Below are 24,473 nucleotides of genomic sequence, written 5' to 3' on the forward strand. Positions count from 1 at the left end.
GGACGCTTAGCTCAGCTGGTTCAGAGCATCGCCCTTACAAGGCGGGGGTCACTGGTTCGAATCCAGTAGCGTCCACGCTCCTTGATATATTATTTCATTATTCCACCTAGCGCGGAGCTCTCTGCTGACTCTATTCAAAACTGATCCTAATTCTAGCTCACAAGCCGTAAGTTTAGAAAGTTAAGTTCGATTATGTTTCACAAACACATTTACAAGGGGAACCTCGGAAAGTCCAAACTAGGGAGGATAAGATGAAAGAGCAGGAAATCGGCTATGTTTCCAACTTCATGGGGAACATATCAGTAGCAATTATAGAAATGACAAAAGGTACTTTGAAAACAGGTGATACTGTACATTTTAAGGGCAATACCACAGATATTACTGAGATAGTTTCATCTATGCAGATCGATCATGAAAGTGTGGACAAAGTGAAAAAGAAAGACAGTTTAGGTCTCAAACTCAAGAAGAAAGTCCGGAAAAGAGACAAAGTGTACAAAGTTGCAGACTAATTAACCTTAATGTGGGATTTAAAAACAAAATAAATCCCAGGAGTCTAATTGAGTTGATTTATAATTGTTTAAAATCTAGAGATGCTGTATTGGCCATATTGATTTACTGAAAATTTCCCCCTTTTTTGAGATTGAAGGTAAATATGAAACTCAACTGATTAAGTCTACAAAAAGAAAAATTATTAAGGAATTCCTTTGTTGATTGAAACTGCAAAGGAGAGACCACTTCATACTTTTAATTCAAAAACTATTTATAAAAGAAAAAATAACCGAACCAAAAGAAGAAGAAAATAAAAATGACTGAATTAATTATTAACCAGTCCGTTGCTATTTTATGTGATGGAAACAATATTGAGCGAAGTATTCATGAAATGTCAAAATTGACAAATGCTATGATTAACTTTGATACACTTATACCTAAGCTCTTAAATGGAAGGGGTTTAAACAGGCTAATCTATTTTCGTGAAGGGAAATCTATATCTGAAAAATTTGCTGATCGTCTTCATGAAAATTATTATGGATCAGTAGTTCCTTGTCATAAATCTGCTGATATCCCACTTACAATTAAAGCTACTCAATTAGCTTCTAAGGTTGATACAATAATAATCATGTCAGGTGATTCAGACTTTGTTGAGTTGGTTATTCATTTGAAAGCAGAAGGAGTAAGAGTTGAAATTGCTTCGGTAAGAAAAACTACAGCTAAAATATTATTAGATGAATCTGATCATTATCACGAAATTAAAAGTGATGATTGGTTTGTTTACAAAGGATCAAAAAAAGCGGTATATAATAAAAAGTAAATAAAGTAATTAGTATTTCCTGAATAAGTATAGAATACCCACTACTATCACACAAAAAAGGGCGATTTGATCGCCCTTTTTTGTGTCGTTTAAAGATTATTCAGGTTTATCCGCCTCGGCCTCCTCTTTCTCCGTTTTTGCCGCCTCTTTCTTTACTATGCCGCCATCTCATTTCGAGGTACTCATGAATTTTGATGATCTCCAGCTGTGTGGTGGTTAGGATATTTCCCATCACAGCTTTATTGGCCTCGAAAATGGCCTTTGCAGCCTCACCGGCTTGTTCTTTTTCCAATTCACCGGATTCAACCTGGGCCTTTAGGGCTTCCAGTTCAGCTTTCATGCTTTCCCTGGCGGCATCTAAAGCGGCAATCTGATCATCGGTAAGTCCGAGAGCTTCGGTCTTTGCCTGGCGGACGGCTTCCATGTAGGCTTTCAATTCTGCTTCCCGGTCCGCTTTCATCTGCTCCAGCTGTGCTTTTTGGTCATCTGTTAACAGGGCATCAATGGCGGCCTTCATAGCCTCTTCCATTGACTCAATTTCCGCTTTCGCTTCTTCCCGGGTAACCTCGCCGGCCTTGATACTGGCAAAAAGGGCGTCCATGCCCGCTTTGAATTCTTCCATAATGGCGTCGAATTCAGGTTTCTGGTCTTCCGTGAGAACAGAGTATATAGCCCTCAGGGCGCCCCGATCTTTTCCCTTCCGGTCTTTGTCATCATCTTTGCCCCGACCTCTATCAGAATCTTTATCACGACCAACGCCTCTATCTTTCCCCTTTTCCTTCGCATCTTCGAGTCTGGAAAAGATCTTATTTTTCTCTTCCTCAGTCAGTGTCTGCTGAAGCTCAGCGGCCAGTTTCCATAGGAAACCGGGATCCCTGTCTCTTTCGCCGCCCCTGCCGTGCCTGCTCAGGGCAGAACGGAGGTTCTTGATACTGTTGTCAGACAGATTTAAATCATTTTCCAGTTCACTGGAAAACATTTCCAGCTCAGGCGAATCGAGCTGAATTTCATCATTGTGCGCAAAAGGGTTCTCGCAGCCAGCGAGGAAGATTGCAACTGCTGCTACAAGTGAGAAAGTTACAAATTGCCGTTTCATGTTTTCTCCTTACTGTTTTGCCCTTTAGACGTCCTGGGGCTGGAAAAGGTTAAATATACGCCGGCTTTATTACGATAGAAAGGCTTGCTTATTAATCACAGCCTGGTGTATCCTCCGGAAGCCGATCGAGTTCAAAATCATCGATTCTTTCAAGGATTAATTCGGTGAAGTTTACCGGGAAAAGAATTGCTTTAATGCTTATTCATAGGAGTAGCAGCATGCGTACTTTTTTTACTTTCAGACGGCCTATAGGTTTCAGAGTTCTTTCTTGGGGTCTTCTTTCCCTTTCGGGCTTTTCCTTTGCCCAGATAATTACACCAGATGTTTATCAAAACCTAGACTACAGGTATATCGGGCCCCCGGGTAACAGGACATCCGCTGTGGTGGGAGTTCCCGGTGACCCGTTGACCTATTACGTTGGTGCCTCTTCTGGAGGGGTCTGGAAAACTGAAGACGGTGGACGGAACTGGGAACCACTATTCGATGATCAGCCGGCACAGTCAATTGGTGCTTTGGCTATAGCGCCGTCTGACCCCCACGTCATTTGGGCCGGTACGGGAGAGGCCTTTATCAGGAGTAACGTCTCTATAGGAAATGGTGTATATAAATCAACGGACGGTGGTAAAACCTGGAACCACATGGGGCTGGAAAAAACTGGCAGGATCGGCCGGGTGGTCATCGATCCAAGGAATCCCGACATTGTTTTCGTAGCAGCCGTGGGACACGGATATGGGCCTCAGAAGGAAAGGGGCGTTTTCCGCACTAAAGATGGAGGAAAAACGTGGGAGCATGTCCTTTTTGTGGATGAGGACACCGGTTGTTTCGAGATCGCCATGAATATGGATAATCCCCGGATACTCTTTGCGGGAATGTGGCCCATCGTTATCAAGACCTGGGGCAGGGAGAGTGGTGGTCCCAACGGCGGCGTTTGGCGTTCCACTGATGGCGGATCGACCTGGAAAAGGCTGGAAAAGGGTCTTCCTAAGCCGCCCATTGGCAAAGTGGGTCTTGCCATTGCACCAACTAATCCGGATGTGGTTTATGCACTTATTGAAACAGGTTCTCCCAATAGGGGCGTTCTGTGGCGCTCCAATAACAGCGGTGACTCATGGCGGTTGGTGAGCTATGACCGCATCTTGAATGAAAGGCCTCACTACGCCTCCCGTATTGTTGTCTCTTCGGCCAGTGAAAATGAGGTTTATTTTGCCGCCAACAGTCACAGCGTCACCTATGACGGGGGACTGACCAGTGAGCGGTCAGGGTGGAGCGGCGATACGCATGATCAGTGGGTGGATCCTCTTAATCCCGACCGGATAATCCTTTCTGACGACGGCGGTATTGTCATCAGCAACAACCACGGTGAGACCTGGGAGCGGATCCGGCTGCCTATCGCCCAGATGTACCACGTGGCGGTGGACACTCAGATTCCCTACTACGTTTACGGTGGGATGCAGGACGGCTCCGGTTACAGAGGACCTAGCACTGCTGCTCCTGGCCGCGGCGGATGGGGTTTTGTAAGCAGTGAATGGGAGAACACAGCCGGAGGTGAATGTGGGTTTATTGTCCCCGATCCTGTGAATCCTAACATTGTCTGGGGTGGGAGCTTCAGTTCCAACTTCTCAAAAGTGAACTATAGCACTGGGCACGAACGAACGGTAAGGGTGTGGCCTGAATCGTCATACGGTGCCTCTGCCAGTGAGGCGAAATATCGTTTCAATTGGACGTTCCCTATTACCATTTCTCCCCATGACAATAACAAGGTCTATGTGGGTAGTCAATTTGTCCATCAAACGACGGACGGAGGTGAAAGCTGGGAGATCATTTCTCCTGATCTAAGTACCAACGACATGAGTCGAATGGGTCCCTCCGGCGGACTTACTAAAGACAATATCGGTGTGGAATATGCTTGTGTGGTATTCGCCATTGCTGAATCCCGAGTGGAGCCCGGTGTTGTCTGGGCCGGCACGAACGATGGTCTTGTCCATGTGACCCGGGACGGCGGCAAGAAGTGGACGAACGTTACAAAAAATATCCCCAGCCTTCCTGAGTGGGGAACCATCAGCAACATTGAGCCGTCACCCCACAATGCCGGTACAGCCTACATCACCGTAGATTTTCACCAGATGAACGACCGCAATCCTTACATCTACAAAACGACCAATTACGGAAAAAGATGGCGGTCCATCAGCAACGGTATACCGAAAAGTGTTTTCAGCTATGCACATTGGATTCATGAAGATCCCGTCCGGAAAGGGATGCTCTATGTGGGGACGGAAAATGCTATCTACGTCTCTTTTGATGACGGCAAGAACTGGCTGCCGCTTCAGAATAACCTGCCCTATGCACCGGTACACCACATGGTCACCCAGGAGCACTTCAATGATCTGGTGGTAGCCACCTACGGCCGGGGTTTCTGGATACTTGATGATGTGACACCGCTGAGACAGCTGAATGAGAAAGTTCTGGCAAGGAATGTTCACCTGTTTGATCTCCGGCAGGCATACCGCATGCATCCCTTGAGAAACGGTCCACGTCCCAATGCCCGTGCCCTGATCAATTATTACCTAAAAGATGAGCCTGAGGGAGATGTTAATATCGCAATCTTGGATAATAATGGAGACATTGTGAGATCTCTGAAGGGGACCAAGAAAAAGGGGATCAATCGTGTAGCGTGGAATTTGAGATACGAGGGAGCAAGGGAGGCCAAACTTCGGACCAAACCGCCACACAATCCTCATCTGGTTGAAGAAAAGCGCTTCAGGAAAACCTGGGAGCGGGAAGGGTGGTATCCTATCCGGAGCTGGGGAACTTACGCCGGTTTCCGAGGATTCATGGTGGCCCCGGGAATTTATTCTGTCAAGCTGATGGTCGAAGAGACCGAACTGACAACCGATCTCGAGGTCCTCAAGGACCCCCGGTCGGAAGGGACCCTGGCTGACATTAATGATCAGGTGGCACTTCTACTCCGGATTCGTCAAGACCTCAACACTGTTTCGGATATGATCAGCAATATCGAATGGATGAAGCGTCAGATCGAAGATCTGAAGGCTGTTATGAAAGGCGATGAAACGAGCATGGATATTGTTGAAAAGGGGGACGCTCTTAATAAAAAACTACAGGAACTGGAAGACAAAGTATTCCAGCCGGTTCTCGCTGAGGGTGACTCAAAGTCATTCAGATATACCAATAAGCTCTACAGCAAACTTTCTGTTCTTACGGGAGATCTGGCCAGCGGAGATGGATTTCATCCCGGCTCCGTCGATTTTTCGCCGAATAGGCAACAGGAGGAAGTGTATAAAGTGCTCAAGGGACGAGTAGATCAGTATCAGTCTGAATTCAACAGGCTGATAGAAAAAGATGTGGCTGACTTCAACCGACTGGCTGCCAGCCGTGATAAAGGCGGCGTGGTTGTGCCAAGTTCTCAGCAGCAATAAAAAGTGGAGGATTATTCAAAATGAGAACCCAAAAAACAGTTTTTTCAATACTGGTGGTTTTTTTCGGAGGGTGGTCTTATGCCCAGGAACCCCTCACCTACCAGACACCTCCGAAGGCTATTGCGGACTTGGTGAACGCTCCTTTGACTCCCAACACTATGTTAAGTCCATCAAAGGAGCAGGTTGTTTTTATGGAGCGACCAGCTATGCCCGGCATTGATGAATTGTCCCAGCCGGAGCTAAGAATCGCTGGGCTAAGAATTAACCCACGGACAAACGGCCGTAGTCGGAGCAGTCACTACATTGGCCTATCCATCAGGCCCGTCATGGGAGGTAAGGAGGTAAAAGTTACCAGACTGCCCGCCAACCCGATAATTTCCAGAGTCTCCTGGTCACCTGACGGTAAGCAATTGGCATTCGCCGTCACCTCAAATGAAAACATTTCACTTTGGATCGCCGACACCAAAAGAGGGAAAGCGAAACAGGCGATGAAAAATTCATTGAATGACACATACGGTACGCCGTTCAGGTGGCTGTCTGACAATAAAGGATTGGTGGCTCTCACAGTTCCGGCTGGACGAGGCCCGGCCCCAGCTGAGAGTACGGTGCCGAAAGGCCCCGTGGTCCAGGAGAACCTGGGCGAAAAGGCGCCGGCCAGAACCTACCAGGATCTGTTAAAATCTCCCCATGATGAGACGCTGTTTGATCATTATCTCACCTCGCAGGTTGTCCATGTAACGGTGAAGGGGAAAGTGACAAACTTGGGTAAGCCGGCCATCATTCGCCGGGCCGAGCCTACCCCAAACGGTAAGATGCTGCTGGTGGAGACGGTTCACAGGCCGTACTCCTACCTGGTGCCCGTTTACAGGTTTCCCACCCTTGTGGAGGTGTGGGACCTGAGTGGAAAAGTCGTTCATACTGCCACGGATATGCCCCTTGCGGAGCAGCTGCCCCTGGGTTTCGGTGCCGTCCCTACGGGACCCCGGTCCTACGGGTGGCGTTCCGACGCGCCGGCCACCCTTTACTGGACGGAAGCCCAGGACGGCGGTGATCCTCGAGCGGAAGCGAAAGTTCGAGATAGGATTTTTATTCACCCGGCACCCTTTTCTGGTAACCCAACGACCCTGGTGGATCTCGATCTGAGATACAGTTACATTCTCTGGGGAACGGGCGATTTAGCCCTGGTCACCACCCGGGAATGGAGCAGCCGAAAGACCAAGACCTGGGCAGTCACCCCGAACAGCCCAAGTAAATCACTTAAGCTGGTCTTCGACCGGCTCTACGAGGACAGGTACAGTGATCCGGGCTCACCTGTAACGAAAATGAACAATAATGGTGCTTATGTCCTCCTTACCGGAAATAACGATAAAACCATCTATCTTACAGGAAACGGCGCCTCGCCTGAGGGAGACCGCCCCTTCCTGGATGAACTCAATATAGAATCGGGAAATACAACTCGGTTGTTCCGGTCAGAATCACCCTATTATGAACGCCCCGTGGCCATTCTGGATGTGGATAATTCTGTTATTATCACTATCCGTGAATCCATGGACGACCAGCCCAATGTCTTTGTCAGGAATCTTAAAACAGGCAGTGTTGATCAAATGACAGATTTTCCTCATCCTTATCCCCAGATGAAGGGTGTCTACAAAGAGTTGGTCAAATACAAACGAAGTGATGGTGTGGACCTAACGGCGACTCTCTATTTGCCTCCGGGACACACTCCTGAAGATGGCCCCGTCCCCATGATTGTCTGGGCCTACCCCCGGGAGTTCAAAACCTCGAAAGCGGCCTCCCAGGTGACTGGCTCTCCTTACAGATTTGTGAGGATCAACCCAACCTCTAGTTCCACGTCGGTCCTGGCCATGCTGGTTCACGGTTACGGGGTGCTTTTCAACGCCACTATGCCCATCGTTGGGGAGGGAGATGCCCAGCCCAATGATGGTTTTGTTGAACAACTGGTGGCCAGTGCCCAGGGTGCGGTTGACTATATGGTGAGCAGGGGCGTGGCGGACAGGGATCGGGTGGCCATCTCCGGTCACTCCTACGGTGCCTTTATGACGGCCAACCTACTTGCCCATTCCGATATTTTTAGGACGGGAATCGCCCGGAGCGGCGCCTACAACAGGTCACTCACACCTTTCGGCTTCCAGGCGGAGGAGAGGACCTTCTGGGAGGCACCGGAAATCTACTTTGCCATGTCACCCTTCATGCATGCGCAAAAAGTGAACGAACCGTTATTGATGATTCACGGTGAGGCCGATAACAACTCAGGAACATTTCCCATTCAGAGCAGACGATTCTACCACGCCCTGAAAGGGCACGGCGCCACCGTACGGTTAGTGATGCTTCCTCACGAGAGTCACGGTTACCGGGCCAGGGAATCGGTCATGCATTCACTGTGGGAGACGGCCGTCTGGCTGGACACCTATCTGAAATAGAGTCGCCTGTCAAGCTATGAAGGTGTGGTTTTTGCCTTCGATACCGTGGAAAAGCTGTCTGATGTCCGCCATATCTTTTTCTCTGTTACCGGTGGTGTAAAACGGTTCCAAAAGATTAAAACGGCGATTCTTGTAGTCGAATTGAATAGGGAGAATGGGAAGATCCAGTTTGGAGCTCAGTACATAAAAGCCGGATTTGAACTTCTCGGAAGGTTCTGTTCCCCCTTCTGGAGCAAGCATAAGAACTATTTTCTCCATTTCGTTGATTGTTGCTACAAGCTTGTCCACAGCACCTGCTGCCGAAGATCTTTCAACAGGAATCCCGCCTAGTCGTCTCATCAAAATGCCCTGAAGCCAACCGAGCGGCCACCGGACGCCGTATACGTCAGGATTGTTGTGAGAACTGGGGAAAAGGCTGTCAAGGATGGGTAGCCGGGAAAATGTCCACACCGCTGCTAAAAACTTTACTTTGACATCCAGTGAGAGTACAGCCAGCATCACATAATAACCATCTATCATTGAGGAGTGGGGAGCACCAATTACAATTATTTTCGGTTCATCGGGTACAACTCCGGTAACACGCCACTTGGATAGTCGGAGCAATATCCGCGCAATTATTGGAAGGATCTTTCGATTTCTTTGCGGAATAGAAGGGCTGATAGTGATTTGGGATGTCATTTTGATTTTTTTGAGATGAAGCTCTTTCCCCAGCGATAGAAAATAAGATCAAGCACGCCCAATTTCAAACAGTGCTGCGAAACGTTGTCCAAGGGAAGAACTTAAATTACATTATGACGAATGAGCAGTGTTGAAAACAGACAATTTCCTTTTTGGAGGAATTACAAAGTAGCTTTATTTGTAATAATCCTGTCTTCTTCCCTTTTTGGCGAAAAACATTATACAGAACAAAAGGGATTGTACGGTGATTCAACAAAAAGTGTAAAATATACACAGAATATGAATTTTAATGATTCCTGGGTCTCCGAGGACAAGTTTCACCATTTTACGGCAAGCCTTCTGGGAACTCTCTTCTTGTCGCAAGCCTGTTTAGCTGTGGTTGACAACGATTCCGGTGATGCTTCTGCTGTGGGATCGTCAACCATGTTTTCTATTGGTGTTGGAAAGGAATTTGCTGATGCCAAACAGCTCAATAATCATTTCTGCTGGAAAGACCTGACAGCAAATCTTTTTGGAGCAGCCTTCGGTATAGTCCTATTTCTGAAGCTGAACGGAAACTAAACAAAATGTGTTCACAAAGAGTGTATAAAATTTATTGGAAAGGAAAGTTAACATGAGTGAAAAAAATGTGAATCGCCGAGAATTCATGAAAAGTGTCGCTATCTCTGGTGTGGCGGTCGCAGTTTTGCCCAAAGTTGCATTGGGTAGTTCTACCATGAAAAGTAAAATGAGAATCGGCGTCATTGGTACTGGTCTCAGGGGCCAGTGGCATATCAAGTTGGCGCTGAAAAGAGAGGATGTGGAGATTCCCGTCATTTGCGATATTGATGAACAGATGATTGGTATGGCATTGTCTGTTTATGATGAAGCTGAACGCCCGCATCCGAAAATCTATAAAAATGGGGAGAAGGATTATCAAAACCTCCTGCAAAAGGAGGATTTGGATGGGGTGATTATTGCCACCCCGTGGCACTGGCACGCCTCCATGGCCGTTGCTGCCATGGAGACTGGGAAGCATGTAGGTGTGGAGGTACCTGCCGGCCTTACTGAGAGTGAATGCTGGGATCTTGTTCGTACCTCAGAAAAAACGGGTCAATTTTGCATGATTCTCGAGAATGTATGTTACCGACGGGATGTGATCGCTGTCCTTAACATGGTTCGAAAGGGGATTTTCGGTGAACTTTTGCACTGTCAGGGCGGTTATCAACACGATCTTCGCCACGTAAAGTTCAACGATGGTCAAGGGCCCTATGGTAACGGCGTGGAATTTGGTGAAAAGGGATTCAGCGAGGCCAAATGGCGTACACAGAACTCCGTTGATCGAAACGGTGATCTCTATCCCACCCACGGTGTGGGTCCGGTGAGCACCATGCTGGATATTAACCGTGGAAACCGATTTGTCCATCTTACCTCCACGGCGACTCAAACCAGGGGCCTCCATAAATATATCGTTGATCAAGCCGGCCCGGACCATCCCAATGCATCGGTAAAATTTCGGCTGGGCGATATTGTTACCACGGTCATCAAGTGCGCCAATGGCCAGACGGTCATTCTGAGCCATGATACAAACTCCCCGCGACCTTACTCTCTCAATTTCCGTGTTCAGGGAACTCGGGGGCTCTGGATGAAGGACAACAACTCCATTTACATAGAAGGGGTAAGTCCCGAAGATCATCGGTGGGAACCGGATGAGCCTTACCTAAAGAAGTATGACCATCCCGTCTGGAAGCGGTTTGAGGATGAAGCCACCGGCGCCGGCCACGGCGGCATGGACTTTTTCATCGTCCGTGCGTTTTTGGAATCCATCAAGCGGGGTGTATCGCCACCCATTGACGTCTATGATGCCGTTTCCATGAGTGTCATCAGCCCCCTCTCCGAGAAATCCATCGATAGGGGGAGCGCTTCAGTGAAATTTCCCGACTTTACCCGGGGAAAATGGAAAACAAATAAACCTATTTTCGCCCTGAACGACGAGTATTAAACTCTCTTCAGGATTAACCTCGGAGTGATATGCTTCTTTCCTCGCTGGATTGGTCGTTCATTGTTCTTTATTTTCTCATAAGTCTCGCCATTGGCATCGCCGTAACGCGGCGGGCCGGCCAGGATTCTACAGAGTTTTTTGCTGCCGGGAAGCAAATGCCGTGGTGGCTTCTGGGCATCTCCATGGTGGCTACCACTTTCTCCACGGACACACCGAATTTGGTGACCGATATCGTCCGCCGGGATGGTGTGGCCGGCAACTGGATCTGGTGGTCCTTTCTATTGACGGGAATGCTAACCGTCTTTGTCTACGCCCGGTTGTGGAAACGATCCGGCGTTCTGACGGACATTGAGTTTTACGAACTGAGGTACAGCGGTAAACCTGCTGCCTTTCTCCGTGGGTTCCGGGCTGTCTATCTCGGTTTTTTCTTCAATGTGGTCATTATGGCATCGGTCTCACTGGCGGCGGTGAAGATCGGTGCTGTTCTTCTGGGTCTGTCACCTATTCAGACTATTCTCATTGCCGGCACGGTGACGGTGATTTACAGTTCCTTGGGCGGCCTGCGCGGTGTTCTCATCACAGATATGATCCAGTTCGCCATGGCTATGGTAGGGGGCGTCAGTGCCGCCGTGGTGGCGTTGCGGCTGCCGGAAGTGGGAGGCCTTACTGGGCTCTTGACCCACAAAAATGTGGCGGATAAACTTGATCTTATCCCTGATTTTTCCGATCCGACCCACGCCATGGCTGTGTTCATTATACCGCTGGCGGTTCAATGGTGGAGTGTCTGGTATCCAGGCGCTGAGCCCGGGGGCGGGGGATATATCGCCCAGCGTATGCTGGCGGCGAAAGATGAGAATAATGCGGTGGGTGCAGTTTTTCTGTTTAATGCGGCTCATTATGCCCTCCGGCCGTGGCCGTGGATAATTGTTGCACTCTGTTCACTCATCGTCTTTCCTGAACTGGATGACCTTCGCGTAGCCTTTCCTGACGCAGCGGGCATTGTGAACCACGATCTCGGCTATCCCGCCATGCTCACTTTCCTACCGGCGGGCCTGATGGGACTGGTGGTCTCTTCTCTCATCGCCGCCTACATGTCTACCATCTCAACACATCTTAACTGGGGAGCATCTTACCTGGTTCACGACGTTTATAAACGGTTTTACCGACCTGCTGCACCGGAGAAGGAGTTGGTCCTCATGGGGCGTGTTTCCACCGTTATACTTATGGTCTGCGCCGGTGCACTTGCGCTCTGGCTGGAGACTGCGCTGGAAAGTTTCTGGATCATGCTTCAGATCGGTGCCGGTACAGGGTTGTTATTTATTCTCCGTTGGTTCTGGTGGCGTATTAATGCCATCAGCGAAATCACAGCTATGACAGTCTCATTCGGGGTGGCGATCTACTTCCGTTTCATTCATCAATCTACAGGCTTTGGTCCACTGGGCGACTGGCAGCAGCTAGTGGCGGGTGTAGGTATTACCACATTGGCTTGGGTATCGGCCACATTTCTATCCCGGCCTACCAGTGAATCAGTACTTACCAGTTTTGTCAGTAAGATCAATCCCGGCGGACCAGGATGGGCACAGTTCGAAAAGAGTACGGGCGGAGAATGGCCGGTACCCAGAGGGATTCTCTCAATGGCGCTGGGGTGTGTGGCCATTTATGCATTCCTGTTCGGAACAGGCTATATGATTTACGGAAACGTTTTTCTTTCTGTTACCATCTTTGGTGTGGGAGCGGCGGCAGCATTTGGGCTCTTTAAGACTTGGAGATAACGAAAAAATGATCGTTTCTTCCCCTGGCCGTATTTGCCTTTTCGGCGAACACCAGGATTACCTTGGCCTACCTGTCATCGCCGCCGCCATTTCGCTGCGTGTCACTATAGAGGGTCAAACCCGGGGGGACATGACTGTAAATGTCGACCTACCTGATGTGGGCGGGAAAGAGACATTTTCCATGAAAGGTGACCTTACCTACACGAAAGCGGCTGATTATTTCAAAAGCGGCATCAATACACTTAGAAAAGACGGATTTACCTTTTCGAACGGCTGTGACTGCGTAGTTAATGGGAATATTCCCGTTCAGGCAGGGACGTCCAGTTCCTCAGCCATGGTGGTGTCTTGGATCAATTTTCTGTCCGCCATGAGTGACCAAGTGGTGGACTTGGAGCCGAGAGTATTGGCGGATCTGGCATACCGGTCAGAAGTAAAGGAATTCGACGAAGCCGGAGGTATGATGGATCACTACACAAGTGCGGTGGGTGGTGTTGTCTATATCGCGTCTGAGCCTGAAATGGTTGTGGAAAAATTGCCGTGCTGGTTGGGTTCATTTGTACTGGGTGACTCACTGGAGAAAAAAGATACCCAGGCGGTTCTTTCACGATCGAAGGAGCGGGTGATAGATCTGGTTGCCAAAGTACAGGCAGAAAACAGGGATTTTTCTCTTCACACAGCAACGGTCAATGAGGTTGCCGAAATAGAGAGTCTGTCGGAAGAAGAGATGGCCCTTCTAACTAAGACCCTCCTCAACAGGGATATCACTTCTGAAGGGATGGATTTATTACAAAAGAAAGAGGTGGCCGGAGCACGGCTGGGGGATCTGTTGAACCGGCAACACGTCATTCTCCGAGATGCGCTTGGCGTTTCAACAGACAAGGTTGAAACAATGCTGGAGGCGGCCATTGCGGCCGGTGCATACGGTGGCAAGATCAATGGCTCAGGAGGCGGTGGTTGTATGTTCGCTTATGCGCCTAATGCCGCAGATAATGTGGCCACTGCTATCGAGGAAGCAGGAGGAAAGTCCTATATTGTTCATGTGGATAAAGGGTCGGTAAAAGATGGATAGGAATCTGATGATCATGGCAGCGGGTGTCTCTTCCCGGATGAAGAAATCAGCGGAGGCGGAAGGGGGCTCTGAGTTGGCGAAAAAGGCCCTGGCCAAGCCGAAAATGATGCTGGAATTGGGGGAGGACTCCCGGCCGTTCCTGGACTACCATCTCTTCAACGCACGGGACGCCGGCTACCGGGATGTGTTACTCATTGTAAATGACAAAGATGATTCTGTACGCAACTATTACACCGCTCACGCCGGGGATCCCGATTTTGAGGGCCTTTCATTTTCCTTTGCGGTGCAGACAATCCCAGAGGGGCGGACCAAACCGTTAGGGACTGCCGATGCTGTACTGTCTGGACTGGAAGCCCAGCCGGACTGGGAAGGGCAGAAGTTCACTGTTTGTAACAGTGATAACCTCTATTCCGTTTATGCCCTAAGCCTGCTGCTAAAAGATGAGCACCTTTCCGCCCTCATTGACTACGACAGGAACTCCCTGGGTGTTGAACCTGAACGGGTGAACGCCTTCGCCGTCATCTGGAAAAGTGACGATGGTTACCTAACGGATATTGTGGAGAAGCCCGGTCAGGAGGAGGTGCTGAAGGCCACCGATAAAAACGGAAGGGTAGGCGTCAGCATGAACATTTTCAGATTGGACACCGATGTCATGCTGCCTCTGCTGAGAGAGACACCGCTCCACTCTGAAAGGAATGAAAAGGAACTGACGGAAACGGTCCGCATGCTTGTTAAAGAGAAATCGGATGGCATGTTTACAGTGCCGCTGTCGGAGCCTGTTCCTGACCTTACCAGTTTGAAAGATATTTCAATGGTTCAGTCGTTCATTTTTCCAAACCGCTGAAACGACTGGTCATCACACTTTCTCTTCTCATCGTTATCATGGCGGTGGGATGTTACAAGGCGCCCACTGAACAGCATGAGATCAGTGTGGCTTATCTGAACCTCGGTTCAGGCTCCACATTCTTCCACAATGGGAAAACAGTTTTCCACGCTGCCAGCACCATGAAAACGCCTGTAATGTTTCAGCTCTACTACATGCATGATGAGGGTGAGCTCAGTTTGGAAGATTCCCTCGTGGTCCGAAACGAGTTTAAGAGTATCGTGGATGGTACTCCTTTCTCCATCCCCCTGGATGAGGATGAAGACAAGACACTGATTGAGAATGTGGGTAATAATATGACTATCCGTGATCTTATTGAGGCCATGATCACCACCAGCAGCAACCTGGCCACCAATATTCTCATCGAGCTGGCGGATCCGGAAGCTGTCATGTCAACCCTGAAAGAGGTGGGTGCCGAGGGCGTCTCGGTCATAAGGGGTGTGGAGGACCTGAAAGCGTTTGATCAAGGTTTGAGCAACCGGACCGATGCTTACGGCATGATGATGGCCATGAAAGCAGTCTATGAATCTGAACTCGTTAGCGCCAAATCCCGAGAGGAAATGATCGGAATTCTCAAGCGCCAAGAATTCAATGAAATGATCCCCGCCGGTTTGCCACTCGGAACCGCCGTGGCCCACAAGACAGGGTGGATCACTGGCATTACCCATGACGCCGCCATTGTTATGCCGAGGAACGACTCTCCTTTTGTTCTTGTGATTCTGACACGGGGCTGGGCCGAGCACGACTCTGCTGTTGACGCGGGTGTAAAGATTAGTAAATCTGTTTACAGATATCACCGTGGAGAGATTGTGGCCGACGGATTAAGGGAAGTGATCGCCCGTTTGGAACTGTAAGGAGCTAGGATTAAATGAGGATCTGTTGCCTCACTCTTGGACGTTAAGTAAACTCAGTGCAACAATGTTGTCTGTCCGTTCACGCCTGATTATCACCTCTCTGATGCTTCTAATCTCAAGCTGCGTCGTCCGATCGATTTATCCATGGCTTGGGGATAAATCACTGAAGCAAGAATCACGTCTCGTGGGTGCATGGATTGACAGCAAATCAAAGATGGAAGTTTACATCTCCAACGAAGGCGGAGGAATTTATCAAGCGATGGTGATGGAGGAGGAGAATAAGACTACGCATCTAATCTTGAAGCACTATGCCGTCGGTCAGGATGCCTTTCTTGTCGTGAGCCCTACAGAAAAGAAATCGGTGGAAGACTTTGTTACGATCCCGGGATATGTTCTGCTCAAAGTAGTTCTATCGGAAAATAAAATGAGTCTTTTCTCACTTAAAATGGGCGATGTCGAAAAGAGAATCAGATCATCTCAGATTGAGCTTAAAGCGGTGGGAAATGAGAAGGATGGGGTTATCATTTTTTCTGAGACGGAAGACCTTGAAATGTTTGTGAATGAGCAGATGGAGATAGGGGAATTCTTTGATGAGGATCCAGCCTACCGTTTCGCTCGCTCACGATAAACTCTAAAAACAGGCTAAGGAGATGATCATGAAGCGTATCAGGTTGACGGCTATTGCTGCTTTAGTGTGGTGGAGTTGTGCTTCCATAACGGATCTCAAAGATAAGTCTTTGAATCTCGGGCTTATTCCTTTTCCACAAAAGGTTGAAGTACGTGATGGATACTATCAGTTCAGCGACGAAACGACCTATTCCATCAATTCATCAGCTCCCGAGATAGATTACGTTGTTGCCTATTTCTCAGATCACCTTAACCTGAGATACGGGATTAATGTCAGAAAAACCGAAAACAATGCGGCCCTGCGTCTCAACATTTCGAATGAATTTGATAGTCCGGAGGGATATCATCTGGAGACTTCACCTTCAGGAGTTTCTATCACGGCCCCAGATGCTTCTGGTCTATTTTATGGTGTAGTAACGCTCATTCAACTTTTTGACGAAGGTGAGAATAAAGGGCTCTCCAGTTCCGTGCCTTCCGTGAATATTGTTGATTCTCCCCGCTATAGTTGGCGGGGCATGCATCTGGATGTAGGAAGGCATTTTTTTCCTATTCAGTTCATCAAGCGATATATAGATCTCATTGCCATGCACAAGATGAACAGATTTCACTGGCACCTCACGGAGGATCAGGGATGGCGGATTGAGATCAAAAAATATCCGAAACTGACTGAGGTGGGCGGTTGGCGGTCTGAAACGCTGGCGGGTCATTATTCTGACGAACCCCGGAAGTTTGATGGCGTCCGTTACGGTGGATTTTATACGCAAGATGAAATTAGAGAAGTTGTTCAATATGCCGAAAGTCGGTTTGTTACGGTAGTGCCTGAGATTGAGATGCCTGGTCACAGCGTGGCGGCTCTTGCGGCATATCCGGAACTGTCTTGCACAGGGGGACCTTTTAATGTGGCAAAGATCTGGGGAGTTCATGAAGATGTCTATTGTGCCGGCAAGGAGGAAACTTTTGAATTCCTTATAGATGTGCTAACTGAAGTGATAGAGCTATTTCCATCCACTTTTGTACATATTGGTGGTGATGAATGCCCGAAAGTGAGGTGGCAAGAGCATGATTTGGACCAGAAGCGAATAAAGGAAGAGGGTCTTAAGGATGAACATGAACTACAGAGCTATTTCATAAAAAGGATTGAACGCTTTCTTCTTTCAAAAAACAAACGGCTCATAGGGTGGGACGAGATCCTGGAAGGTGGCCTTGCTCCGGAAGCGACAGTTATGTCTTGGCGGGGAGTTAAAGGTGGTATTGAAGCAGCCAACAGTGGTCACGATGTAGTTATGACACCGACTTCGCACTGTTACTTTGATTACTATCAGTCCGAAAACAAGGAGGCTGAGCCGATAGCCATCGGTGGTTTTCTCTCCTTAGAGAAAGTATACGAATTTGAGCCCATGCCCCCAGACATAGATCCTGAAAAAGCACACCACATTTTAGGTGGTCAGGGAAATGTCTGGACAGAGTATATAAGCAGTGAAGATTATGCGGAGTATATGATTTTTCCCCGCATGTGTGCCATGGCGGAAGTTCTCTGGACACCGGAGAAAATACGGTCCTTTGAAAAATTTATTCACCGCCTTAGAACAGTACATTTTAAACGTTTGGACAGGTTAGGAGTGAACTACCGGACACCTAAGGAGAATATTTGATGAAGTTGCTTGTCTTTACTTTGACACTTCTTACAACATTATGTGCCTCAGGACTTCAAACGAGGAATATTGTTTTAATAACATTGGATGGGGTTAGGTGGCAGGAGGTTTTTTCGGGAGCCGACAAAGCTATATTGAATAACAAGAGTTTTGTAGAAAATGAGGAAGCGACTCAAGACAGGTTTTGGGCTGATTCCCCGGAAAGACGAAGGGAAAAGCTTATGCCCTTCTTTTGGGGAACCATTGCAAAAGAAGGTCAGCTTTACGGGAATCACCGCATTGGGAGTACCGTTCAGCTAACCAACAAGGAGTGGTTTTCCTACCCGGGCTACAATGAGATACTCGTTGGATATGCAGATCCTGCCATCAACAGCAATGACAAAGTGTGGAATAAGAATGTGACTGTGTTAGAATTTCTTAATAGACAGAAACAGTTCAGAGATAAGGTAGTTGCATTCTGTTCCTGGGATGTTTTTCCCTATATCATCAACAGTAAGCGTAGTGGGATTTCTGTCAGTGCTGGTGAAGATGGTGCCGTGGGGAAGAATCTCACAGAGAGGGAAAATCTATTAAATGAACTGATCTCAGAAATGCCCAAACCCTTCGATACAGTGCGGTGGGATGCTTTTACCTTCCACCTGGCTATGGAATATCTACAGAAAGAAACCCCCAGAGTCATATATATTTCATTTGACGCCACGGACGACTATGCACACCAGGGGAAGTATGACCGCTATCTTACTGCAGCTAATGTGCAAGACGCCTTTATGGAAAAATTGTGGGAATTTCTCCAGTCCCACCCGTTTTACAAGAATAAAACTACACTCATGATATCTACTGATCATGGCAGGGGAGAAGGTGATAAATGGACAAGCCACGGAAGCTCAATTGTAGATGCAGATCGAGTATGGCTTTCGGTCATGGGTCCGGATACGCCTGCGGGAGGAGAAATGAGGGATCATCCTACGGTGTACTCAAATCAGTTCGCTGCGTCGATCTCGGCTTTTCTGGGTATTGAGTATAGTAGCATTCACCCCGTTGGGGAAATAATCGAATCAATTTTTTTGAAATAGAAATAAGAATCATCATTTAATGAGGAGACTATAGATGAAACGCACTACACTATTATTATTCTCTGCTCTTTTCTTTTGGAGTTGTGCACCGACAGCAAACACAGCTGATAATACTAACTCTGCCTACGATGTAGTGGTCCGAAACGGTACGGTCTACGATGGTTCAGGATCGGAGGGATTTATAGCGGATGTAGCCATTTCGGGCGACCGAATCGCTAAAATAGGTCCCAAACTTTCGGGTAAAGGGAAAAAAGAGATAGATGCTGCCGGCATGGCAGTTACCCCCGGGTTTATTAATATGCTCAGCTGGGCTTTCAATTCTCTCCTCCGAGATGGCCTTTCCCAGAGCGATATCCGCCAGGGGGTGACCCTGGAAGTATTTGGTGAAGGGAATTCACCGGGTCCTTTAAGCGACGCCATGAAAAGTGAGATGCTGGATTGGAACTCAGGAGACGATTCAGATATACCTTGGGTCACACTGGGTGAAGCCTTGACTCATCTTGAGAATAAAGGTGTTTCTACCAACGTCGCCTCATTTGTAGGGGCAACCACGGTCAGGATTCACGTGGTGGGGTATGAAAACCGAAAAGCGACCCCAGAAGAAATCTCCGAGATGCAGGCTCTGGTCCGAGAAGCCATGGAGGAAGGGGCCGTGGGCCTAGGCAGCAGCCTTATATACGCTCCTGCTGATTATGCAGATACGGATGAACTTATTTCCCTGTCAAAAGTGGTAGGGGAGTACGGTGGACGGTATATCTCTCATATGCGAAGTGAAGATAAAGATTTGCTGAAAGCCTATGGTGAGTTGGAACGCATTGCCCGGGAAGCAGGTGTAGGGGCGGAGATTTATCATCTGAAAGCGTCTCGAGAGCCCTACTGGAAACTACTGGACGACCTGATTGACTTGGTGGATAAAGCTAGGGAAGATGGGTTAGACATTTCCGCCGACATGTATACCTATAACGCCAGCTCTACGGGGCTCACTGGCGTTATTCCCACCTGGGTTCAGGAAGGGGGGCATGAAGCTTGGATGGCTCGGATGCAGGATCCGGTCGTTAGGCCGCGCCTCATGAAAGATCTTGAGGCGGAGTTGGCCGTTCAGCCTCCGGAGGGAATATTACTGGTAGGGTTCCGGAATGAAAAGATGGGTGAAAAATATGTGGGAATGACCCTGGCGGAGGCTGCCGAAGAACGGGGACAGGCTCCTGCCGATGCACTCATCGATATGGTGGTGGAGGATGACAGTCGGATTCAGTGTGTCTATTTCAGTATGTCAGAAGACAACATTCGAAAAAAGATTGCTCTACCGTGGGTAGCCTTTTGTTCAGATGCTGGCTCCGTGGATCCTTCCTGGTCTACGGGAATGAAGCATCCAAGAGCCTACGGTAGTTTTATCAGAGTTTTGGGGAAATATGCCCGGGATGAGGGTGTCATCACGGTAGGGGAAGGTGTCCGGAGACTAACGTCTTTCCCTGCAGATAATCTGAAACTAAAGAACCGTGGAAGGCTTAAGGCGGGATATTACGCTGATGTGGTTGTTTTTGATCCTGAAACCATCCAGGATCACGCCACATTCCGCGAGCCGAACCAATACTCAACTGGCGTAGACCATGTCTTTGTGAATGGGGACCATGTATTAAAAGAAGGTGAGCATACTGGGGCAACTCCTGGCCGCTTCCTGAAAGGTCCAGGATACAGGGAAAATCCCTAAAGGAGGAAAAATGAAAAAATTTACTCTTTCATTTCTATTGCTGTGGAGCTGTACTCCGGGACCTGGCCCTTCTGTTCCAGGAACTCCCGTTTACGACTACGTCATACGAAACGGCACCATTTATGATGGTTCCGGATCGGAAGGGTATGTAGCGGACGTGGCCATTTCCGGTGACCGTGTCGCCAAGATCGGGCTCAACCTGCCCGGGAAGGGAAAAAAAGAAGTGGATGCCTCGGGTATGGCTGTTACTCCTGGTTATATCAACATGCTTAGCTGGGCTACAGAATCGCTTCTCATCGATGGGCGGTCACAAAGTGACATCCGCCAGGGGGTGACCCTGGAGGTGTTTGGCGAAGGCGGTTCGGGAGGACCTCTAAGCGAAATAATGAAGGCAGAGTACGACACGCCACCAGAGTGGACTACTCTGGGGGAATACCTTGAATTCCTGGAGACAAAGGGTGTTTCTCCCAACGTGGCTTCTTTCATTGGCGCCACTACACTGCGCATTCACCAGGTGGGCTATGAAGATAGGGCACCTACCGATGAAGAGATGGAGAATATGAGGGTTTTGGTCAAGGAGGGGATGGAAGAAGGAGCCATGGGTATCGGTTCATCCCTTATTTATGCACCTGCTTTTTATTCCTCAACAAAAGAACTAATCGAACTTTGCAAAGTGGCTTCCGATTACGGCGGCATGTATATCTCCCACATGCGGAGTGAGAGTAACCGCCTGCTACAGGCGCTGGATGAGCTGATACTAATCGCTGATGAGGCGAATATCCCGGCTGAGGTATACCACCTGAAAGCCGGCGGGAAACAGAACCACTACAAGATGGACTTGGCCATTGCAAAAATGGATTCGGCTCGCGCCGCGGGACTTTACATCACCGCCGATATGTACACATACACCGCTGGTGCCACGGGACTGAATGCCTCCATGCCGCCGTGGGTTCAAGAGGGGGGATATGATAAATGGGCAGAGCGTCTTAAGGATCCTGAGATACGTACCCGGGTGAAAGCGGAGATGCAAGAAGACACAGACGACTGGGAAAATCTCGGCCTCCTAGCCGGTTATGATAAAGTTCTTTTGAGCGGTTTCCGGAACTCCGATCTACGTCAGTACATCGGCATGACGCTGTCGCAAGTGGCCGAGATGCGCGGCACCCCACCGGAAGAGACAGCTATGGATCTGGTATTGGAGGACGGAAGCCGGGTGGGTGTGGTCTATTTCCTCATGTCAGAGGAGAATGTGAGAAAGCAGATCCGGGTCCCGTACGTTAGTTTTGATTCGGATGCCGGATCAATTGCACCGGAGGGTGATTTCCTCAAATACAACCCCCACCCTCGGGCTTACGGCAACTTCGCGCGGCTATTGGGCAAGTATGTACGAGATGAGAAGGTAATCCCACTGAACGAGGCCGTTTACAGGCTGTCGGGCCTTCCGGCGTCAAACCTGAAAATCAGGGACCGGGGCCTGCTTAAGGAAGGGTATTATGCCGATGTGGTTGTCTTTGATCCGGCCACCATCCAGGACCACGCAACCTTTGAGGAGCCTCATCAATACTCCACAGGTGTATATCATGTATTTGTGAACGGAGAACAGGTACTCAAAGATGGTGAACATACCGGCGCTACACCGGGTCGGGTTGTCCGGGGCCCCGGATGGACAGGTTGGAAAAATTAATTATAACCAAGGGAGAACGATTCTTAGGCTGTAGCCACTGCCTCCAGCAGTCGATCGATCTCAGTCATGGTGTTGTAAACGTGGGTTGAGATCCGGATTGCATTGTGGCCGTCCCGTTGGTGCTCGTCAATGTGTGTTTTAATACGCTCCTCCATCAAGGGGACAGAGGCCATGGCGTCCAGCCCCTCTTTTTCAAAGATGGTTGAGCCAGGTGCTGAGGTCTCCTCAGCGGGACTGCTCAACAGTTTCACACCTTTAATATCAGCTAATCCTGCCTTTAGATAATCCGAGAGGGTGCGGCACCTTTTCTCAATGTTTTCCAGTCCCAGGGTGTTCACAAACTTTAGCGCGGTGCCGATGGCGGCCCGGACGGGGAAATCCATGGTACCGGGTGGATCGAAGCCGGGTGCTTCTACCGTGGCGCCGGGGCTGAAGGCTGATCTGATCCTGTCTCTTGCATCCTCTCGGACGTATAGAAAACCTGTTCCGGCAGGGGCCAGGATCCACTTGTGAAGGCTCACGGTGTAGGCGTCGCACCCCAGGTCGTGGAGATTAATGGGGAACTGGCCCGCCGCCTGTGCGCCGTCCACCAGAGTGAGAAGTCCTTGGTCCCGGGCCATGGCTGCCAGTTTTTTCACAGGGTACCGGTGACCGCCCCGGGTGATATGGCAGAAACTGAGTGCCTTGGTTTTTCGGGTAACGGCCGCTTCCAAGCGGTTTACCACATCATCGCCGCTTTCTAGGGGGCTTGGGATGAATACTTCTTTAACCACAATGCCGTCCCGCTCTTTTCGGAACATCCACGGTCGGTGCCCGGCGGGGTGTTCCTGGGTCGTGATGATCACTTCGTCGCCAGGGTTCAGTTCAAGGCCAATTGTCTGGAGATGAAGCGCTTCCGAAGCGTTGCGGGTCAGGACCATCTCATCAGCCTCAGCGCCAAACATCCTGGCCAGGCCGGGGATCACTTCCTTGGCAATTTTGTCCTGGAGGTCGTGCTTTCCGTGGAGTGGTTCTCTGGAGATGGCTTCGTAGCCGTCACAGACAGCTTTCACCACTACCGATGGTGGCATGCCGAGGCTGGCGTTATTCATGTAGGTGACACCCCGTTTCAAAATGAACTGGCCCCGGATATTTTTCCAGGCAGCGTCACTGGTGCCTATCGGTTTTTTCAGTCCCCGGCGGATATTGATACTCACTGAAGTGTCGCACCCCGGTAAGGCCGCAGCCGCGGCACCCATCAGGCCTGTTTTCATGAACGCGCGGCGTGAAAATTTTGATTGTGTTTTTTCAGGAAGTCGGTTCAGCACTTTCGTCTCCTTTTGTTTCTGTCTCGCTTTTCAATCTAGCATAATTAGCAGTGATTTGCCACATAGGCCGGAAATTTGGAAGAAAGGTCTTCGATGCCTAACACTGATAATAATGTCATCCAGGCACTATTAAGATAATTGAAAAATTGTTAATTGAAAAAAAATAATAGGGCCGGTCCGGCCTGAGGGACTCCGCTCGCGGGAACGGGCCCCCAAGGCACAAGAGCCGGCCCTATGGTATCAAGACGCGAGGAGGGGAACGCCTTGAACTACTATTCTTCTTCTGAAGACGTGGTGTCTGCTTTTTCTACTGGCTGAAGGCTGTCTGCCACAGCAAGTCGATCGCCGGCCAGTATGGATAGCTCTTCAGCATAAAAGGTGGTAAAAGGCCGGGAATTCCAGATGAATGTCTGGCCTGGTCCTAGTTTCAAGCGGGCGTCGGCAAAAGCTTCTGGAAATGTCCAGCCCACTGCACCCTGACCGTTGTATTCCGGCGAGAGATTATCAACCGGTTCAACTGTCTCAATGACTGTCTCATGGGGCTCGATGGGAACAGGTTCTTCGAAAGCTGTTTTCACGTGTGAAATAAGGACACTTTCCACTTCTGAGGTAGGGGCGAATCTGTCTACGGCCTGTTCAGTAGCTTTGGTCGGTCCCGATTTGCGGGCTTGGTTCCTGATGACACCGATGCCGATGGCGGCCACTGCAACTATTGTAACGGTCAAGAGGGCAATGATCTCTTTTTTTCTGGAATCCATAATGGACCTCCGTGGTTTGATGTTTCAGTTGGGCGAATAAAAAAGGAGGAAATGTCGTGGGACATTCCCTCCTCTCACGAATTCGCCGGAGACTCAACGCCGTGCGAGCCTCTATATGATTAATTACTTTATTGTAACGAAATA

18 protein-coding genes, 1 tRNA gene and 1 pseudogene are annotated in these 24,473 nt (G+C 49.1%); 16 read left to right on the forward strand and 4 right to left on the reverse strand.

The window, feature by feature from the left end:
* The 3 genes from EYO21_04740 to EYO21_04750 all read left to right on the forward strand — a co-directional run bounded on the left by EYO21_04740 (nucleotide 1) and on the right by EYO21_04750 (nucleotide 1,309).
* Nucleotides 1-75: transfer RNA gene (locus tag EYO21_04740), tRNA-Val, on the forward strand.
* A gap of 176 nt (nucleotides 76-251) precedes the next feature.
* On the forward strand, nucleotides 252-509 hold the full coding sequence (locus EYO21_04745; protein ID HIB03117.1) for a hypothetical protein: 258 nt from the start codon (nucleotides 252-254) through the stop codon (nucleotides 507-509).
* 296 nt (nucleotides 510-805) lie between these two features.
* Nucleotides 806-1,309 carry an NYN domain-containing protein gene (locus tag EYO21_04750; protein ID HIB03118.1) on the forward strand — a complete coding sequence of 168 codons (504 nt, stop codon included), beginning with the start codon at nucleotides 806-808 and terminating at the stop codon, nucleotides 1,307-1,309.
* Nucleotides 1,310-1,415: 106 nt separating this feature from the next.
* On the opposite strand, the gene EYO21_04755 is transcribed toward EYO21_04750, so the two are convergent.
* Nucleotides 1,416-2,405, reverse strand: coding sequence for a hypothetical protein (locus tag EYO21_04755; protein ID HIB03119.1), 990 nt, complete (start codon nucleotides 2,403-2,405; stop codon nucleotides 1,416-1,418).
* 296 nt (nucleotides 2,406-2,701) lie between these two features.
* On the opposite strand from EYO21_04755, the pseudogene EYO21_04760 reads away from it, so the two are divergent.
* Nucleotides 2,702-5,839 (forward strand): annotated as a pseudogene (locus EYO21_04760) (sialidase).
* A gap of 20 nt (nucleotides 5,840-5,859) precedes the next feature.
* Nucleotides 5,860-8,280 carry a S9 family peptidase gene (locus EYO21_04765; protein ID HIB03120.1) on the forward strand — a complete coding sequence of 807 codons (2,421 nt, stop codon included), beginning with the start codon at nucleotides 5,860-5,862 and terminating at the stop codon, nucleotides 8,278-8,280.
* Nucleotides 8,281-8,289: 9 nt separating this feature from the next.
* Here the strand turns inward: EYO21_04765 and EYO21_04770 are convergent, their stop codons facing one another.
* Nucleotides 8,290-8,958 carry a hypothetical protein gene (locus tag EYO21_04770; protein HIB03121.1) on the reverse strand — a complete coding sequence of 223 codons (669 nt, stop codon included), beginning with the start codon at nucleotides 8,956-8,958 and terminating at the stop codon, nucleotides 8,290-8,292.
* 120 nt (nucleotides 8,959-9,078) lie between these two features.
* Between EYO21_04770 and EYO21_04775 the strand changes: the two genes are divergently transcribed.
* The 11 genes from EYO21_04775 to EYO21_04825 all read left to right on the forward strand — a co-directional run bounded on the left by EYO21_04775 (nucleotide 9,079) and on the right by EYO21_04825 (nucleotide 22,264).
* The gene (locus tag EYO21_04775) at nucleotides 9,079-9,519 is read left to right on the forward strand and encodes a hypothetical protein (protein HIB03122.1); all 441 of its coding nucleotides are present in this window, start codon (nucleotides 9,079-9,081) and stop codon (nucleotides 9,517-9,519) included.
* 52 nt (nucleotides 9,520-9,571) lie between these two features.
* Nucleotides 9,572-10,939 (forward strand): Gfo/Idh/MocA family oxidoreductase, encoded by a 1,368-nt coding sequence (locus tag EYO21_04780; GenBank protein ID HIB03123.1) that lies wholly within the window; start codon nucleotides 9,572-9,574, stop codon nucleotides 10,937-10,939.
* 29 nt (nucleotides 10,940-10,968) lie between these two features.
* Nucleotides 10,969-12,711: a Na+:solute symporter gene (locus EYO21_04785; protein HIB03124.1), complete on the forward strand. Its 1,743-nt coding sequence runs from the start codon at nucleotides 10,969-10,971 to the stop codon at nucleotides 12,709-12,711.
* 7 nt (nucleotides 12,712-12,718) lie between these two features.
* Nucleotides 12,719-13,780, forward strand: a complete 1,062-nt coding sequence (locus EYO21_04790) for a GHMP kinase (GenBank protein ID HIB03125.1) — start codon at nucleotides 12,719-12,721, stop codon at nucleotides 13,778-13,780.
* Nucleotides 13,773-14,624 carry a nucleotidyltransferase gene (locus EYO21_04795; GenBank protein ID HIB03126.1) on the forward strand — a complete coding sequence of 284 codons (852 nt, stop codon included), beginning with the start codon at nucleotides 13,773-13,775 and terminating at the stop codon, nucleotides 14,622-14,624. Before EYO21_04790 ends, EYO21_04795 begins: the two co-directional genes overlap by 8 nt.
* Before the next feature lie 38 nt (nucleotides 14,625-14,662).
* Complete coding sequence (locus EYO21_04800) at nucleotides 14,663-15,517, forward strand: serine hydrolase (GenBank protein HIB03127.1); 855 nt, start codon at nucleotides 14,663-14,665, stop codon at nucleotides 15,515-15,517.
* A gap of 103 nt (nucleotides 15,518-15,620) precedes the next feature.
* Nucleotides 15,621-16,145, forward strand: a complete 525-nt coding sequence (locus EYO21_04805) for a hypothetical protein (GenBank protein ID HIB03128.1) — start codon at nucleotides 15,621-15,623, stop codon at nucleotides 16,143-16,145.
* Between the two features lie 22 nt (nucleotides 16,146-16,167).
* Nucleotides 16,168-17,796, forward strand: a complete 1,629-nt coding sequence (locus EYO21_04810) for a beta-N-acetylglucosaminidase (protein HIB03129.1) — start codon at nucleotides 16,168-16,170, stop codon at nucleotides 17,794-17,796.
* A complete protein-coding gene (locus EYO21_04815; protein HIB03130.1) occupies nucleotides 17,796-18,869 on the forward strand; it encodes a phosphoglyceromutase in 1,074 nt (357 codons plus the stop codon). The genes EYO21_04810 and EYO21_04815 overlap by 1 nt, the downstream gene beginning before the upstream one ends.
* Nucleotides 18,870-18,903: 34 nt before the next feature.
* A complete protein-coding gene (locus EYO21_04820) occupies nucleotides 18,904-20,580 on the forward strand; it encodes a D-aminoacylase (protein HIB03131.1) in 1,677 nt (558 codons plus the stop codon).
* 10 nt (nucleotides 20,581-20,590) lie between these two features.
* On the forward strand, nucleotides 20,591-22,264 hold the full coding sequence (locus EYO21_04825; protein HIB03132.1) for a D-aminoacylase: 1,674 nt from the start codon (nucleotides 20,591-20,593) through the stop codon (nucleotides 22,262-22,264).
* 23 nt (nucleotides 22,265-22,287) lie between these two features.
* Here EYO21_04825 and EYO21_04830 read toward each other — a convergent pair whose 3' ends face one another.
* Together EYO21_04830 and EYO21_04835 are read right to left on the reverse strand one after the other, a co-directional pair.
* Nucleotides 22,288-23,571, reverse strand: a complete 1,284-nt coding sequence (locus EYO21_04830) for an aminotransferase class V-fold PLP-dependent enzyme (protein HIB03133.1) — start codon at nucleotides 23,569-23,571, stop codon at nucleotides 22,288-22,290.
* 272 nt (nucleotides 23,572-23,843) lie between these two features.
* Nucleotides 23,844-24,329 carry a hypothetical protein gene (locus EYO21_04835; GenBank protein ID HIB03134.1) on the reverse strand — a complete coding sequence of 162 codons (486 nt, stop codon included), beginning with the start codon at nucleotides 24,327-24,329 and terminating at the stop codon, nucleotides 23,844-23,846.
* Nucleotides 24,330-24,473 lie beyond the last annotated feature (144 nt).

The organism is Candidatus Neomarinimicrobiota bacterium, from assembly GCA_012964825.1.
In the GTDB taxonomy this organism is placed as follows: domain Bacteria; phylum Fidelibacterota; class Marinisomatia; order Marinisomatales; family S15-B10; genus UBA2125.

What these genes read in the sequence shown, in the direction of transcription:
- EYO21_04775 (HIB03122.1), top strand. Translation starts at nt 9,079, where the DNA reads ATGAGCAGTGTTGAAAACAGACAATTTCCTTTTTGGAGGAATTACAAA.
- EYO21_04790 (HIB03125.1), top strand. Translation starts at nt 12,719, where the DNA reads ATGATCGTTTCTTCCCCTGGCCGTATTTGCCTTTTCGGCGAACACCAG.
- EYO21_04765 (HIB03120.1), top strand. Translation starts at nt 5,860, where the DNA reads ATGAGAACCCAAAAAACAGTTTTTTCAATACTGGTGGTTTTTTTCGGA.
- EYO21_04795 (HIB03126.1), top strand. Translation starts at nt 13,773, where the DNA reads ATGGATAGGAATCTGATGATCATGGCAGCGGGTGTCTCTTCCCGGATG.
- EYO21_04780 (HIB03123.1), top strand. Translation starts at nt 9,572, where the DNA reads ATGAGTGAAAAAAATGTGAATCGCCGAGAATTCATGAAAAGTGTCGCT.
- EYO21_04755 (HIB03119.1), bottom strand. Translation starts at nt 2,405, where the DNA reads ATGAAACGGCAATTTGTAACTTTCTCACTTGTAGCAGCAGTTGCAATC.
- EYO21_04770 (HIB03121.1), bottom strand. Translation starts at nt 8,958, where the DNA reads ATGACATCCCAAATCACTATCAGCCCTTCTATTCCGCAAAGAAATCGA.
- EYO21_04800 (HIB03127.1), top strand. Translation starts at nt 14,663, where the DNA reads ATGGCGGTGGGATGTTACAAGGCGCCCACTGAACAGCATGAGATCAGT.
- EYO21_04785 (HIB03124.1), top strand. Translation starts at nt 10,969, where the DNA reads ATGCTTCTTTCCTCGCTGGATTGGTCGTTCATTGTTCTTTATTTTCTC.
- EYO21_04825 (HIB03132.1), top strand. Translation starts at nt 20,591, where the DNA reads ATGAAAAAATTTACTCTTTCATTTCTATTGCTGTGGAGCTGTACTCCG.
- EYO21_04820 (HIB03131.1), top strand. Translation starts at nt 18,904, where the DNA reads ATGAAACGCACTACACTATTATTATTCTCTGCTCTTTTCTTTTGGAGT.
- EYO21_04805 (HIB03128.1), top strand. Translation starts at nt 15,621, where the DNA reads ATGCTTCTAATCTCAAGCTGCGTCGTCCGATCGATTTATCCATGGCTT.
- EYO21_04750 (HIB03118.1), top strand. Translation starts at nt 806, where the DNA reads ATGACTGAATTAATTATTAACCAGTCCGTTGCTATTTTATGTGATGGA.
- EYO21_04810 (HIB03129.1), top strand. Translation starts at nt 16,168, where the DNA reads ATGATCATGAAGCGTATCAGGTTGACGGCTATTGCTGCTTTAGTGTGG.
- EYO21_04815 (HIB03130.1), top strand. Translation starts at nt 17,796, where the DNA reads ATGAAGTTGCTTGTCTTTACTTTGACACTTCTTACAACATTATGTGCC.
- EYO21_04745 (HIB03117.1), top strand. Translation starts at nt 252, where the DNA reads ATGAAAGAGCAGGAAATCGGCTATGTTTCCAACTTCATGGGGAACATA.
- EYO21_04835 (HIB03134.1), bottom strand. Translation starts at nt 24,329, where the DNA reads ATGGATTCCAGAAAAAAAGAGATCATTGCCCTCTTGACCGTTACAATA.